The organism is Streptomyces sp. NPDC127190 (assembly GCF_042672505.1).
Classification (GTDB): Bacteria; Actinomycetota; Actinomycetes; order Streptomycetales; family Streptomycetaceae; genus Streptomyces.
The window spans coordinates 94911-109522 of sequence record NZ_JBHXVE010000018.1 but is presented as its reverse complement, the minus strand read 5'-3'; the positions used below and the strand labels follow the sequence as shown (position 1 = coordinate 109522).

9 protein-coding genes are annotated in these 14612 nt (G+C 69.5%); 6 read left to right on the top strand and 3 right to left on the bottom strand.

The genetic code is table 11. The features are described 5' to 3' along the window. The first annotated feature begins 20 nt into the window (after positions 1–20). The gene (locus ACFVIU_RS26050) at positions 21–749 is read left to right on the top strand and encodes a GNAT family N-acetyltransferase (protein WP_385845403.1); all 729 of its coding nucleotides are present in this window, start codon (positions 21–23) and stop codon (positions 747–749) included. 106 nt (positions 750–855) lie between these two features. Here ACFVIU_RS26050 and ACFVIU_RS26045 read toward each other — a convergent pair whose 3' ends face one another. Further along, positions 856–2445, bottom strand: coding sequence for a hypothetical protein (locus ACFVIU_RS26045; protein ID WP_385845402.1), 1590 nt, complete (start codon positions 2443–2445; stop codon positions 856–858). Positions 2446–2762: 317 nt separating this feature from the next. Here ACFVIU_RS26045 and ACFVIU_RS26040 point away from each other — a divergent pair, with 317 nt between their 5' ends. Beyond that, positions 2763–9008 carry an RHS repeat-associated core domain-containing protein gene (locus tag ACFVIU_RS26040; protein ID WP_385845401.1) on the top strand — a complete coding sequence of 2082 codons (6246 nt, stop codon included), beginning with the start codon at positions 2763–2765 and terminating at the stop codon, positions 9006–9008. Positions 9009–9088: 80 nt separating this feature from the next. Beyond that, positions 9089–10723: a hypothetical protein gene (locus tag ACFVIU_RS26035; protein ID WP_385845469.1), complete on the top strand. Its 1635-nt coding sequence runs from the start codon at positions 9089–9091 to the stop codon at positions 10721–10723. Here the strand turns inward: ACFVIU_RS26035 and ACFVIU_RS26030 are convergent. Next, positions 10638–11252: a helix-turn-helix domain-containing protein gene (locus ACFVIU_RS26030; RefSeq protein WP_385845400.1), complete on the bottom strand. Its 615-nt coding sequence runs from the start codon at positions 11250–11252 to the stop codon at positions 10638–10640. The two genes, ACFVIU_RS26035 and ACFVIU_RS26030, sit on opposite strands and share 86 nt — an antisense overlap. Positions 11253–11392: 140 nt before the next feature. Here ACFVIU_RS26030 and ACFVIU_RS26025 point away from each other — a divergent pair, with 140 nt between their 5' ends. Beyond that, complete coding sequence (locus ACFVIU_RS26025; RefSeq protein ID WP_385845399.1) at positions 11393–12325, top strand: helix-turn-helix domain-containing protein; 933 nt, start codon at positions 11393–11395, stop codon at positions 12323–12325. On the opposite strand, the gene ACFVIU_RS26020 is transcribed toward ACFVIU_RS26025, so the two are convergent. Then, entirely contained in the window at positions 12303–12794 is a 492-nt protein-coding gene (locus tag ACFVIU_RS26020) for a peptidoglycan-binding protein (protein ID WP_385845398.1), read from the bottom strand. The two genes, ACFVIU_RS26025 and ACFVIU_RS26020, sit on opposite strands and share 23 nt — an antisense overlap. A 124-nt stretch (positions 12795–12918) precedes the next feature. Between ACFVIU_RS26020 and ACFVIU_RS26015 the strand changes: the two genes are divergently transcribed. Together ACFVIU_RS26015 and ACFVIU_RS26010 are read left to right on the top strand one after the other, a co-directional pair. Beyond that, positions 12919–13833, top strand: coding sequence for a DUF2690 domain-containing protein (locus tag ACFVIU_RS26015; RefSeq protein ID WP_385845396.1), 915 nt, complete (start codon positions 12919–12921; stop codon positions 13831–13833). 298 nt (positions 13834–14131) lie between these two features. Further along, positions 14132–14548, top strand: coding sequence for a hypothetical protein (locus ACFVIU_RS26010; protein WP_385845395.1), 417 nt, complete (start codon positions 14132–14134; stop codon positions 14546–14548). The last annotated feature ends 64 nt before the right edge of the window (positions 14549–14612 follow it).

Sequence of the window (14612 nt, the reverse complement as noted above, 5' to 3'; positions counted from 1 at the left end):
ATAGGACGAAGGAGCCCGACATGGACGAGAACACCCGCTACCAGGTGCTGCGCAACGACGAGGAGCAGTACTCCCTGTGGGCCGCCGACATCGAGGAGCCCGCCATGATCCCCGTACTCCACACCGAACGCCTGGAGTTCCTCCCCTACAGACCCGAGGACGAGGACCACTTCGTCGCCCTCCTGCGCAACGAGGAGGTGTGCCGCTGGATGGGCCAGGATCTGGTGCCCGAAGCGGACCTGCGCACCCTGTTCCGCGCCATCCTCACCGACGTCTACCCGCAGCGCCGCTTCGACGTGTGGGGCCTGTGGCTGGCGGGCACCTACGTCGGCCACGCCGAGATCAAGCCGACCGGCAACGTCGACGGCCACGAACTCGTCACCGCGCTCGCCCCCGCCCACTGGGGCCGCGGCCTGGGGGCCGAGGTGGTGCGCGGGCTGCTCCGGCACGCCGCCGACGACCTCGGGCTCACCGAGGCGTACGGCATGGTCGGCGCCGACAACACCGCGAGCCTCGCCATGTGCCGCCGACTGGGCTTCCGGCACGTCCGGGACGTCGTCGACGAGGACGGCTCCGTGACGAAGATGCTGGTCGTACCCACCCTGCCCGCCGACGCCGGGCCGGCGGACCGGGCGCCCTCCGGGGCCGGAGCGGCGGACCGTGCTCCGTTGCCCGCGGGAGCGACGGATGCGGCTCCGGCCGCCACCGTGCCCGCCCCGGCCGCTGACGGCTCACTCGCCATGGAATGACCGACAGGATGGGAGCCTCAGAGGGCGCTTCCATCCCCTGCGCGGCATTCAGCTTCGCCGGTGCACCGAACGCGCCGGCTCCTTCGCATGAAGCGGCGCATGCGCCTCACGGCTGGGTGAGGATGTCGCTCACCCGGTGGGCATAGATCACCCGTCCGCAGGGCGTCGGGTCGGGTGTGGGGCCGGTCGCTGTACAGGAAGGGTCGTTGATGTCGGCGCGGTGCTCACTCTGCGACCAGAGCAAAGGTGCCGCGCCGGTGGCCTGACCGTGCTCGTAGTACATGTCCTCGGCGCCGACCGCCGTGCGAATCTCGCCCCCGGTCACCGCCAGGGCGCCGTCGCCTCCCACTGCTGCCCGCCACAGACTGGCATTGCTGTAGCGATGGCTCTGGTTGAGATACCAGCGGCCGGCGTAACGGGAGTCCCCCTGGACCTGTTTCACGGGTAGCGCGTAGGTGGCGACCGCCGACACCAGGCCGTCGGCAGTCGCCAGGAGGGATCCGTCCGTGTCGTCGACGGGCAGGGCGCCGATGCGTCCGTTGTCGGGATGAGTGGAGTCGGTGGTGCAGTACTCGCCCATGATGAGCTGCGGGGGGCTGCTGCTGCGGTCGACCGAGAGGTAGGACGCCTTGGGCGCCCCACTCGACTCGCACGTGCCGGCTGAGCTGTTGTACTGGGCGCTGACGAAATCGTAAGAGCCCACCTGCGGCAGGACGTAGCGATAGCCGTAGGAGTACCAGACGTTGCTCTGCCGTCCGACCTTGCCGTTGTCCTGGACATTACTGGTCAGGCCGTCGGGGGTGCTGTTGTTCGTGCTGGGGTTCCGGTCCGGGTCGAGGTCGAGGATGTCACGCAGGTCGAACACCCTCAGCCCGTGCAGGGTGTCGGTGACGTAGAGGCGGTACTTGTACCAGGCGATGCCGCCGGCGTGGATGTTGACCGCCCGGTACGAGATGTGCCCGTAGGAGTTGTAGTACGGCGCCGCGAGCAGGACGTGGCGATACTTTCCGGTGGCCGGGTCGAGGAAGGACAAGCGCACCCCCTTGTCGGCACACGCCGGTGTACCGGCGGGCGTGCAGGCGGTGGAGTCGTCGTACCAGGAAGCGATCAGGGGCCGCTTCGTACCCCAGTACTCATCGGCCTGGGCATCCGAGACACCGGTGATTCCCTGTGGGATCCATTCGTGGTTCAGGGCATCGTCGTCGCTCCAGCAGTACTTGACGGCCGGAGCCAGCGGAGCGATGCCGCCGTCGCCGGCGCCGAACGGATCAGTCGCGCAGGCCGTTCCGCTGCTGATCGACTTGTCGGCCTGGCTGAGCAGGTTCTGGACGCCCTGTGTGGGCAGCGAGGTGGTCAGATCGGCGACGCGGTCACTCAGGTCGGTGGCCGCGAGGCCGAAGCCGCCGTCGACCGTTGACACCGTGCGGGCAGCGATCGCCTGCACGGCGGCCGGCTCCGGGCCTGTCGGCGTCGCCGCAGCCGGCTCTGGCTGCCACAGCAGTGCACCGGCGGCGAGGGCCAGGGCCAGGAGACGGCCTGTCCGGCGCGGGCGGCATCGGTCGTTGCGGGTTTTCATGGTGACGAAAGCCTCTTGGTCGCGGGTGGGCGAGCGGCGGACGGTGCGACGAAGACGGTGCGCCCGACGAGGCTGCTCGGTCAACCGCCTGAAGTCGTCGAGGCGGTGCTCGCCTGCCACGACGCGCTTCCGAAAAGGGGAGTTGCTCACCCGTCCCACGGCATGAACGCCGAGGTGGCCGTTGTCGGAGCAACAGCGACTCCAACTGGGGTTCCGTGCCTCCGCGGCCGACGCCGACACCGTGATCCGGGCCCGCACGCCGCGGTCGCCCGCCGCGGGCCTGGGGGCCCGAAGTCATGCGCTGAGCGACAACGGCATTGCGTTCACGGTCAATGCATCGGACAGCCGCCGGTGAAAGGCTCGCCGGGGTTCCACTGCTGAGGTTGCCGCAGCCTATGGCCGGCGGCCGTCCTGGACAGGCTGAGGGGGAGAGGCTTGTGAAGGTACGCAGACGACTGTCGCGGTGGCTGGCACTGTTGTGCCCGCCACTGATCCTCGCCGGACTGCTCCAGGGTGCCGTCCCCGCCTCCGCACTGACCACCGTCACCGCGAAGGCCTCCGCGCATACCGGGACACCGCGCAGGGAGAAGTCCGTACCCGGTCGTCCGCTGCCCGCCGCGGCCAGGCGCCGTGACCGGGAGGCCGTCTCCTCCGCGTCACCGGCGGCGCCCACCTGGCCGACGGCTCGTTCCGCCACCCTCGATGTCACCAAGGGACACACTGCAAAGCTTCCGGGGACCGGGCTCGGCCTGACGGCAACTGCGGACACCGCAGCTCGGGTTGCGGTGCGTACCTACGACCGGGCCACGGCGCGGCGGCTGGGAGCCATCGGATACGTCTTCACCGCTGCCCGCGCCGACAACGCAGTACCTCAGGCGAGACCCGCGACCGCTCCCGTGACCGTCACGATGGACTACGCGTCGTTCCGTCATGCCGCCGGCGGCGACCTCGCGAGCCGGCTACGGATGGAACGCCTGCCGCGGTGCGTGCTGGACGCCAGACCGTGCCGAGGGCGGCCAGCCTTCGTGCCCGCGGACAACGACGTTGACAAGGGGCGGATCAGCGCCCGGGTGCCGCTGGCCGACAACGCGGTGTACGCCCTGGTGAGCACCGCGTCCGGTGACTCCGGCGACTACCGGGCCACCGATCTCAAGGCGTCCGGTAAGTGGTCGGTCGGACCTGAGTCGGGTGACTTCCGGTATTCCTACCCGCTCCCGTTGCCCCCTCCGCCCTACGGCAAGGCGCCGGACCTGTCGCTGGAGTACTCCTCGCAGTCGGTCGACGGCCGGACCTCGGCCTCGAACAACCAGGCGTCCTGGGCGGGTCTGGGCTGGGACCTGAACCCCGGGTTCATCGAGCGCAAGTACCGGACGTGCGTCGACGACGGAAGCCCGACCCTGTCCGACCTGTGCTGGCGCTCGCCGTATTCGGGCGCGGAGGACGGCGCGGAGTACGTCATCTCCCTGCAGGGCACGACCACCGAGCTGATCAAGGACGGCAACGGCAGATACCACGCCGAGGACGACCCGGGCTGGAAGATCGAGCACACCTACGACGGTGCCAACTCCGACAACAGCAAGGAAGCCTGGGTGGTCTCCACGGACGACGGCACCCGCTACTTCTTCGGCTACCACGAGGACTCCAACTGGACGGTGCCGGTCGTCGGCAACGACAGCGGCGAACCCTGCCACGACGCGGCGCAGTCACTGTGCCGCCAGACGTACCGTTGGAACCTGGACGAGATCCGGGACCCCAACGAGAACGACACCCGGTTCTCCTGGACCAAGGAGACCAACTACTACAAGCGCTTCTCCAATGGCGACAAGGAGTCCTACGACAGGGGCGGATACCTCAGCCGGGTGGAGTACGGCATGCAGACCGGCGAGAAGCCGGCCGACCGCGTGGACTTCGCCACCGCCTACCGCTGCCTGTCCGACGTCACGAAGCAGAGCCCGAACTGCTCCGCTCCGACCTCCACCAGCGACAGCGACTATCCTGACGTACCGGTCGATCTGATCTGCACCAGCGGCCAGGACTGCACGAAGAACTCCCCGGCCTTCTTCGTCACCCGGCGCCTGGCGTCGATCACCACACAGGTCTGGGACCCGGCTACTTCGGCCTATCTACAGGTCGACCGCATCCAACCCACCTATGCGATGCCCGACCCGCCCGGCGCGACCGACGCGATGCTGTGGCTCAACTACATCCAGGTGCAGGGCACATGGGCGGAGAACGTGACTCTTCCCGCCGTGGACTTCGACGGGGCCTGGCTCAACAACCGGGTCGACTACCCCAGCGGTGATTCCACCAAGGCGATGCCCATGCGCCGTATCACCAGCATCCAGAACGGGCTCGGCGGTGCGACGGACATCCACTACGGCCACGGTTCCGCCGCCGCCACCTGTCCCAGCGACGGTTCCGACTCCACCTGGGAGTCGGGCAAGCACTGGGACACCAACGACCAGGAATGCTTCCGCGTCGACTACCGGCCCGAAGGGGCCTCCTCGACCGTGCACGGCGTCTTCCAGAAGTACCTGGTGACCAAGCTCGACCAGGTCGACCTGATCGGTGGCTCGCCCACCAGGACCACCCAGTACGACTACCTGGGCAAACCGGCCTGGCACTACGACGACGACCTCACCACCCCCACCGTCCAGCAGCAGTGGGCCGACTGGCGCGGCTACGCCACCGTCCGGCAGACCGACGGCAGCGGGCCGGCCGAGCAGCGCACGGTCACGGAGACCACCCACTTCCGCGGTATGGACGGGGACAAGCTCAAGAGCGGCGGCACCAAGAACGTCAACCTCACGGACTGGGACGGCAACCAGTTCGCCGACAACCACGCCAAGAGCGGCGAGACGCTGCAGACCCGCCACTACCGTCTGAACTCCGACGGCTCGCGCACCGAACTCGCCTCCGAGCGGTACACCTACTGGGACTCGGGCGTCACCGCGAACGGCCCCGGCCTGCACAACGCCCACATGATCCGCCCGTACCAGACCCGGGCCCGGCAGCTGAGGGCCGACGGGACCTGGCGGCAGACCGGCAGCGACAAGGACGGCTACAGCACCGCCAACGGTGGACTGCCCACCCGGACGGTCCAGTGGGGCGAGATCGGCACCGGGACCGACAACACCTGCAGCGAGATCACCTACGCGCAGAACACCAGCGACTGGCGCTGGATGCTCGACTATCCCGAAACCCAGGAGACGCACAACGGCGACCCCGACGCGAGCACCACGCAGTGCCCGGGGCCGGTGGTGGCCCGCACCGTGACCCTCTACGACAACGCCACCGCACCCGGCACCAGCGACCAGCCCATCGACGGCAACCCGACCGAGATCCGCCGGTACTGGAACGACACGTCCCACTCCGACGAGAAGAAGATCTACGACCAGTACGGCCGCGTCACCTCCGACACCGACCCGCTCAACCACACCACCACCACGTCCTACAACCCGACCAGCGGCTGGCCGGTGAACGGCACCAGGACGACCAATCCGCTGAACCAGAGCACCACGACGTACACCAGCCGCGCCTTCGGAGTGGTGTCCCGCACCATCGACCCCAACGGCCTGACCACGACAACCGACTACGACGGCGCCGGCCGGCTGGTCCGGGTGTGGCTGCCGACCGAACCCAAGCCGAACGCCGTGGACGTCCCGCCGCCGGCCGGCGCGGTGCCCTCCTACGAGTACACCTACCGCGTCACCGTCGACGGAACCGCCCCCAACTCGCAGCCGGACAAGCCGACCGTCGTGACCGCGCGCCAGCTGCAGTCGCTCACCGACGGCACCCCCCAGTGGCTCCCGACATACACCTATCTCGACGGCTTCGGCCGCACACGCGAGGTACAGGCGCCCAGCGCGGCCCGCACCGGCGGCCGCACGGTCACGGTCACGACCTACGACGACCGGGGCCTGGCCAAGGGCACCTCGGCAGCGCTCTACAACACCCAGGCTCCCGGCGACGACCCGGACCTGCTCCTCAACCCGGCTCCCAGCGAGATCCCCTCGTGGACCGAGAAGACCTACGACGCCCTGCAGCGGGAGACCTCCAGCACCCTGTCCGGCTACGGCGCGGTCGACTGGACGACCACCACCGCCAACTACGGCGACGGAAAGGTGGTCACCCCACCGCGCGGCGCCCGGACCGCCTACTGGAACGACGGCCTGGACCGACTCGCCAAGGTGCAGGAGAACGTCCCCGCCGGCAGCGACGTGCCGCCGTCCGCGACCCCCACCACCAGCTACACGTACACACCGCGCGGAGAGGTCGCCACCCTCACCGACGCGGCCGGCAACCTCACCTCGTACGGCTACGACTGGCTCGGCCACCGCACCAGCACCCGTGACCCCGACGCCGGCCCGTCGACCACCACCTACGACCCCACGGGCAACGTCCTCACCACGAAGGACGCGGCCGGAAAGACTCTCGCGTACACCTACGACGCGCTGAACCGCAAACGCACCGAATGGTCCGGTTCGGTGGGCGACACCAAGCTCGCCGAATGGACCTACGACACCGTGCCCATGCCCGGTCAGACCGGAACACCCACCAAGTTCGTCCTCGGCCGCCCCGCCACGACCACCCGCTGGAGCGGGGGGCAGGCCTACCGCGTCGACGTCACCGGCTACGACCTGCGCTACCAGGTCACCGGCCGCACATGGACCGTGCCGACCGCCGAAGGAGCACTGGCCGGCACTTATGCCTACGGCTACGGATACGACCGCGCCGGACACCAGACCTGGATCTCGTATCCAGCGGCCGGCGGCCTGCCCGCCGAGAAGGTCACCACCGGATACACGGACACCGGCCGCCCGGACACCCTGACCGGTGATGCCGCCACCTACGTGAAGACCAGCACCTACTACGGCAACGGAGTGCTCGAGGGCAGGAGTTACGGGGCCGACGGCAGCGTGCAGCGGCAGTACGGCTACGAAAGCTCCGGCGCCCAGCGCCTGTCGTCCGTACAGAGCTATGTGGCCGGCGACCGGGTGCAGTACGACACCTACGCCTACGACGACGACAGCGACCTGACCTCCGTCACCGACCAGACCCAGGCCGTACCGCAGAACCAGTGCTACGGCTACGACGCCCTGCAGCGCCTGAGCAATGCCTGGACGACGACGGCGGCCTGCTCCGCGGGGCCCTCGGGTGCCGACAAGACAGGCACGGACCCCTACCGGCTGGCCTACTCGTACGACGCCGTAGGCGACATGACCGCCGTCACCGACGACGCCGCCACGCGCACCTACTCCTACCCCGACCCCGGACCGACGGCGGTGCGCCCGCACGCGGTCACCTCCGTCGGCTCCGACACCTACGGCTACGACGCCGACGGACGCCTCACCTCACGCTCGGTCGGCGGCACCGCGGCCACCCTGGCCTGGGCCGACAACGGTTCCCTCACCTCGGTCACCAGCGCGGGCGCGACGACGTCGTTCGCGTACGACGCCGACGGCGACCGGCTGGTCCGCCGCAGCCCGAGCGCCACGACGCTCTACCTGGACGGCATGGAACTGACCCGCACCGGCTCGGCGGTCAGCGCGAGGCGCTACTACACCGCGGGCGGCAGCGTCGTCGCCCTGCGCACGCCCGACACCCTGCAATGGCTGGCCAACGACCAGCAGAACTCCACCCAGCTCGCCATCGATGCCGCCACGGGCAAGGTCTCCCGCCAGCGCTACCTCCCCTACGGCGCACACCGCGGCGCCACCGACGCCGTGCCCCTGACCGACCGAGGCTTCCTCGGCAAGACGGAGGACGCCGACACCGGCCTCGACCAGATCGGCGCCCGCTACTACGACCCGTCCCTGGCCCGCTTCATCTCCCCGGACCCCCTGTACGACAAGACAAAGCCGCAATCCCTGAACGGCTACACGTACGCCGACGGCAACCCGACGACGTTCAGCGACCCGACGGGGCTGCGCGTGTGTGAGGGCACAACAGGCGAAAACGCCTGCGCCCCGGGGCAACGGCCGGACGGCAAGGAAACGTCCGACGTGGGCGCCGGTAATGACGACGACCGCTGGCTCGGCCAGCCCGTACATCCCGGGGCCAACTGGGACACACTGCGGAGAATGGTCCAGTTGTATCGGCAAATGGGATACGAGGGAAGTGGTCTACTCACCCGCCGTGACCTCCTCGCCTGGGCGGCGCAGGGCAATGCGTTCGCTTGGGACAACTTCTGCCAGGGGGTTCTCGGCTTCTCGACCGGCACATGCAAGGCGGATCCATTTATCGGCGATAAGAACATCTATGCCGATCCAGCTAAAGCCCTGGCGAAGTTCGCGTGGCAACACGTGGGGGTCAGTGTAAACGGGTGTGCGCTCTACTGCTTCTCGCTCACCATCCAGGATGGCCAGGTCTGGGGGGCATTCGGAGGTGGGTTGAAACTCAGCGGGATGGTCGTTGGTGTATCGGCATCGGCACAGGTCACCAGTAAGAAGCCGTCGGACCAGTCGAGCTCCTACTTCTCGATGTGCAACGGATCAAAGGTAATTACATGCGCGATGCATGGAACTGGCGACCAGGCGTGGACTGGGTATTCCATCGGCTATGGCCGATCAGCAAGGGATCTGATTCCGGTGCCGGATAATTTCCTCGGCCGAACGATCATGTTCAGAGAGATAGCGCCTATGAGGAGCGCCTGTCTCATAGGTTTGACAAACCCCTGCTGATAAGCCCCGGGAAATCGGGAGGGCAGTTGTCTGTCAAGCGTATTGCAGCCTGTGTCGCTGCTTCACTGGGTCTCTTGGCTGTGTTGATTGCGGCGCCGGGCCAGGCCCTGGCCCGGCCCCACCCGCACGCGGCACTGACCGCCCCCGGCGGCGTAGCCGCCCGGGCCGATGTCAATGGTGACGGCATCCCCGACATGGTCGTCTCCACCGGGGCCCGGCTCACCTTCGCCGGGGACCCCAATGCGGAGGGGATCGACAAGGGCGGCTCCATCTACGTGATACCCGGCGGGGGCACGCTTCCCGCAGGGCCCGCCGTGACGATCAGCCAGGACAGCAACGACTTCGTCCCGGGCAGCGGGGAGTCGGACGACACCTTCGGGGCGTCCCTGGTGACGGGCGACTTCAACGGTGACGGACTCGCCGACGTCGCCATCGGCAACCCGAGCGAGAGCATCAACAGCAACCTCGCCGTCGGCATGGTCACCATCCTGTACGGCAAGCGCGAATCGCCCTACCTGGGCCTCATCCCCAACGGTCTCGCGCAGATCGACCAGGGCGTGCCCGGCATCCCCGGTGACAACGAGCCCGGCGATCGGTTCGGCGCGAGCCTCACGGTCGGTGACTTCGACGCGGACGGCTTCGCGGACCTCGCTGTCGGCGCCCCCGGCGAGGCGATCGGCAGCACCCAGCGGGCCGGCGCGGTCACCGTCCTGTTCGGCAGCGGCAGCGGCATCACGGCGAGCCGCTCGGTCGGCGTCTCGCAGGACACCTCCGGGGTTCCGGGAACGCCGGAGACGGGGGACAAGTTCGGCTGGTCGGTCGCGGCCGGGGACGTCACCGGCGATGCCAAGGACGACCTGGTGGTCAGCGCGCCCGGGGAGGCGATCAGCGGGGTGTCCGACGCCTGGGGCGGCGTCGTGGTGATCCCCGGCTCCTCGGGAGGCATCAACGCGGCCGCCACCAGTTCCATCAGCGTCCAGGACACCCACACCCAGGACCACCTGCGCACCGTCGCTGTGGGACGGTTCCACGGCGGCAACAACGCCGACGTCCTGGTCTTCGCCGACCGTGCCTCCGGCGAGCCCCAGTACTCCGGCGCCCTCGTCGTCGCCCGCGGAGGGTCCGGCGGCATCAGCCCCAGCCGGGTACAGACGATCAGCCAGAGCAGCCCTGGCATCCCCGGCACTCCGGAGGAGAACGACTTCTTCGGCGGTTCCCTGGCCGTGGGGGACCTCGACGGCGACGGGTACGCCGATCTGGCGACGGGGGCGCTGCGGGAGAACAACACCGGAACGGTGACGCTGCTGCGGGGCGGCAGCGCGGGCCTGCTGTCCGCCCCGGGTGCCACCTTCGACGAGAACGCCGCGGCGATCGGTGCCAGTGCCCAGGTCGGTGAGGGATTCGGCTACGGCCTGCGGATCCTTGACGTGACGGGCGACGGACGGCCCGAACTGCTGGTCACCGCGCCGTGGGAGGACGGCTCCTTGCAGGCCGGAGCCCTGTTCGTGCTGAACACCGCCCTCAGCGGGGACACTCTCACCGTCACCGGCGCGCAGGTCCTCACCCGCGGAGCGCTCGGCGGGGCGTCCAACTTCGGCCCCGCCACGCCCTTCGCGGGGGGCGCCGTCGTCACGCTCGACTCCAACGAGCAGCCGCAGCGCGCACCGCGAGGCCTGCTGCCCGCCGCACGAGCGGAGCGTGGCGCTCGCCGGTGAGGACGGGGAGGAGCACGGGCGTGACCCCGTACGCCGACTTGAAGGCCCGGCTGAACACCGCCGGATCCCGGAAGCCCCATCGCCTCCCGACCTGGCCGACGCCGCGACGGACGAGAGCGGGGGCGACGAGATCCGCCCGGCAGCGTTCCAGGCGCCGTCGACGCACGTAGGCGCCGACGCTCCGCCGGTCCCGCTGGAAGAGATGATGCAGATACCGCACGGAGATGTGGTGCGCGGCGGCTATCGAGGCCGGTGAGAGATCGGCGTCGGCAAGGTGGTCCTCGACGAATGCCTTGATGTCCCGGAGCAGTCCGTCGACGGGTGACGCGGCGGGCCTCGGCGCGGGTCTCGGACCGCCGTCCGTCCCGCGGGACGCACCAAGGCCTGTGCTTCTCCGCCCCCTCGATACGGCGTGGCGCGCAGCGTTCACGTGAACCCCCGGAGTCTGTGCGTACGGCGGATCGGCCGGCCCGATGCTCGGCCGCCGCAGGTGCCGACGAGTCTGGCCGGGTGCGATCGCGGCGGCCATCGGTGCCGGGCACCTGACCCAAATCCGGGACGCCCGGCCCGTGGCCTGCGAGGATGCCAGAGCCGTGGGCAACGCGGTGGGACGCTGGAATGCGCCCGGGGAACGTTCGTGGCACGACGGACCGAGTGGGGAGGGGCGTTGTGGGCCGTTGGCGACCACTGCCGGGAGACCTGCCGATCGAGGTCGTCCGGCTGGTGCGGGAGCTGCGCCTGTGCCTGGACAGATGCGAGGCGAGCGCGGCGGCCGTGGCCACCAGAACCGGGTACAGCCGCAGTTCCTGGCGGCGCTACGTCAACGGTTCCCGGCTGCCGCCCTGGCCTGCCGTGGAGGCAGTGGGCCGACTGGCGCATGCCGACCGGGAGCAGTTACGGGTGTTGTGGGAGTCGGCCGCTCATGCCTGGCAGAAGGGGCAGCCCCTGGACACCGGGCCGGAATCGCGGGTGTCCGAGGCGCTCCCCGCCCTGGACCTGTCCGGGCCCGCCGGAGAGCCACCGCCCCACACACCCTCGCCGCCGGCCGCCCTCTCGTCCGGGCGACCCGGGGCGACAGCCGGCCCGGTCATACCCTGGGTCGGCGTCGCGGCCGTCTGCGTGCTTCTTGCCGTCGCCGTGCTCGTGTGGCCGTGGAACGCCAGGTCGGCCGACCGCCCACCACACGGCGCACCGACCGGCGTGCCGGCCTGGCCGTACCCACTGGCGGGCGGGGCCGACAGCGCGACGACCGGATGCCGGTCGGTCGCCTGCGAGGGGCGGGATCCCGGCCGGGAGCGATGCGACGGCGACCGGGTGACCGTCCACCGCCTGCGGGCGTACGGCCAGGTCCTGGAGCTCGTGTACAGCCCGGCATGTCAGGCCAGTTGGGCAGAGGTCGAGTCGGCGGGGGCCACGCGCGGCCTGCGCATCACCACGCGAGGGGGAGAGGGGAGCTCGGCCCCCGCCGGCGCGGTCCGCACCCCGATGGTCGCGGGCGGTCCCGGATCGGCGACGGCGACCGTGGTCGTCGGCGGCCACCAACTCGGGGTCACGCTGTACGACAGCTGGATCGACCGCGTCACCGGCACAGGGTCAGGGTGACCTCGTCGGTCCGCAGCCGACGAAACACCCCGGCGTCGTAGACCTCGAGGAATCCGTCCGCGTCCCGACGCAGCGGAAGGTCGTACCGCTCACCCCGGTAGACCGTCCAGCGGCCCACCGGGGCCAGACGCGCCGCGGCCGTGCCCCAGGTCGCCGGTCCCACCACACCGTCCGCCGAGAGGTGGTGATTGCTCTGCCATGCGCGGGTCGCGACGGCCGTCGGACCGTCGTACACGCAGGAGACCCGTCTTCGCGCCGTGTAGCCGTCGGCCCACAGGATCGCCTGCCACAGTCCCACGACGTCACTGCGCTTCGTTCGACCGGACACCAGCAGGTCCGCCGCGTGCAGGTCCGACAGGAGTACCCGGCCGTTCGGCTCTCGTTCGTCGTGCGGTCGAGTGGCCCCCGCGCACAGCGCCCCGACGAGAAGTACACACAGCGCGGCACCGGCCGCGGTCTTTCCACGCATCCAACCGTCTTAGCCGCGTCCGTGGGCACCGGCCAAGGAATTTGGCGGATTTGACGGTGCTGGTGGTCTATGCCCCGCCGCTACCGTGGGAGACAGGTGGGACAACTGGTGGTGGGGGGTCTCAGTGACCGGCTGGAAACCACTGCCGGACGACCTGGCGACGGACGTCCGGCAACTGGTCACCGAACTACGGACGTTGAAGATCCGCAGCGGACTGAGCCTGACGGCACTCGCCGAGCGAACCCCGTACAGCAAGTCTTCCTGGGACCGGTACCTCAACGGCAAGACACTGCCGCCACGGCAAGCGGTCACCGTCATGGGGCAGTTGTCCGACGCGGAGCCCGCCCGGCTCGCAGCGCTGTGGGAACTGGCCAACGCCGCCGCGCACGATCAGCGGGCAGGAGGCGGACGGCCCGCACCACCCGCCCCGCGGCCCGAACCGCCCGTCGACCCCACTGAGGCCACTCCGCCGTCGTCCGACGAGGGGCGGCGGCGTCTTCGGCACGACGCACGGCTGCTCTGGGCGGCGGCCCTGCTGTTGGCCCTCCTGCTCGCGGGCACCGCGGTCGTGCTGGTCAAGGGTGGCTCGTCGACCGGCAGGGCACGGGCCGCCGTGTCGAAAACCGAGCCCCAGGGCAGGCAGGCCGACGTCAACTGCTTCGCGGACAGCTGCGCCGGAAAGGACCCGAAAGAAGCCGGCTGCGGGGGTGACGCGTGGACGGCGGCCCTGACCAAGGTCCAGCAGGTCTACGTGGAGCTGCGGTACAGCGACGCCTGCCGGGCCGCGTGGGCCCGCATCAGCTGGGGCCGCCCCGGCGACATCGCCCGCATCGTGGGGCCGCGCAACAGCACCCAGCAGAACAAGGTGCACTACGACACTGACACCTACACCGCCATGCTCGCCGCCCCCACCCCGTCGGCCGTCAAGGCCTGCGCAGTCCTCACCTCGGGCCGGCACGGCTGCACGGGTCCCGGAGGGGACCAACGGTTGACCGAGCCCCCCAATCCTCCTGCCCCCACACTGCCGCCCACGGGATGACCTGTGACTACGCGCCCAAGCCGGTGCTGCCGTCACCGCCTCGGGAAGCCGCGGGTTTTCACGGACTCCTTGATCGACCGCCTCGCCGGCTGTTGCGCTTGCGGTTGGCGATCTGGTCGGCTCCGGGTTCACTGCCCGGATTCCGGAGACGGGCGAACCTCGGTCAGCGGAGTCCGGCCCCGTCTCGACCAGGTCCAGCCCTTTTCGCCTCAGCTTCTACGGCTCCTGCCCATTCAGCAACCCTGACCAACCGAGGCTACGCTTAAAGAGGGGATCCGCCGCGTAGAGAGGTGGGGCCATGTTCGAGGACCTTCACGCTCCTGATGGCACGAATCAGCCCATCAACAACCAGACACTTCAACGTATCGGTACGGTGCTCCCGTTCTCGACCGCAATCCTCTTCGCGGGTGGAAACTCGGACTGGGAACAGGCTGGCATTGTCTACATCAACGGAGTACGCCAGACGGAGCAGATAGGCAACTTCAGTCGCCCGAATACGTTTGGTGTCGGAGAGGAAACCTTCGATCAGGAGATTGCGGTTGCCGGTTGGCACAAGCGGGGCGCCCCTTCCGGCGGACTCCCCTGGACGGCGTCGCGTGGTCAGGTACAAGGTACGGAAGGCCGATGGGATGATTCCTTTGGCGACTTGGACTTCAACGACTTCACAGCATCGCTGACCGCTCTCACCGGTACGGTCCATCCTATAGGTGGCTGATTGTCTCGACGCGAGATCAGTCCAGCTCGCCGGCCGCGTGCAGCTCGGCAAGCAGGAGGCGGTG

Excerpts from the sequence above, each read along its gene's own strand:
- ACFVIU_RS26050 (WP_385845403.1), top strand. The coding sequence starts at position 21 with ATGGACGAGAACACCCGCTACCAGGTGCTGCGCAACGACGAGGAGCAG.
- ACFVIU_RS26030 (WP_385845400.1), bottom strand. The coding sequence starts at position 11,252 with ATGGCCGCCGCGATCGCACCCGGCCAGACTCGTCGGCACCTGCGGCGG.
- ACFVIU_RS26020 (WP_385845398.1), bottom strand. The coding sequence starts at position 12,794 with ATGCGTGGAAAGACCGCGGCCGGTGCCGCGCTGTGTGTACTTCTCGTC.
- ACFVIU_RS26010 (WP_385845395.1), top strand. The coding sequence starts at position 14,132 with ATGTTCGAGGACCTTCACGCTCCTGATGGCACGAATCAGCCCATCAAC.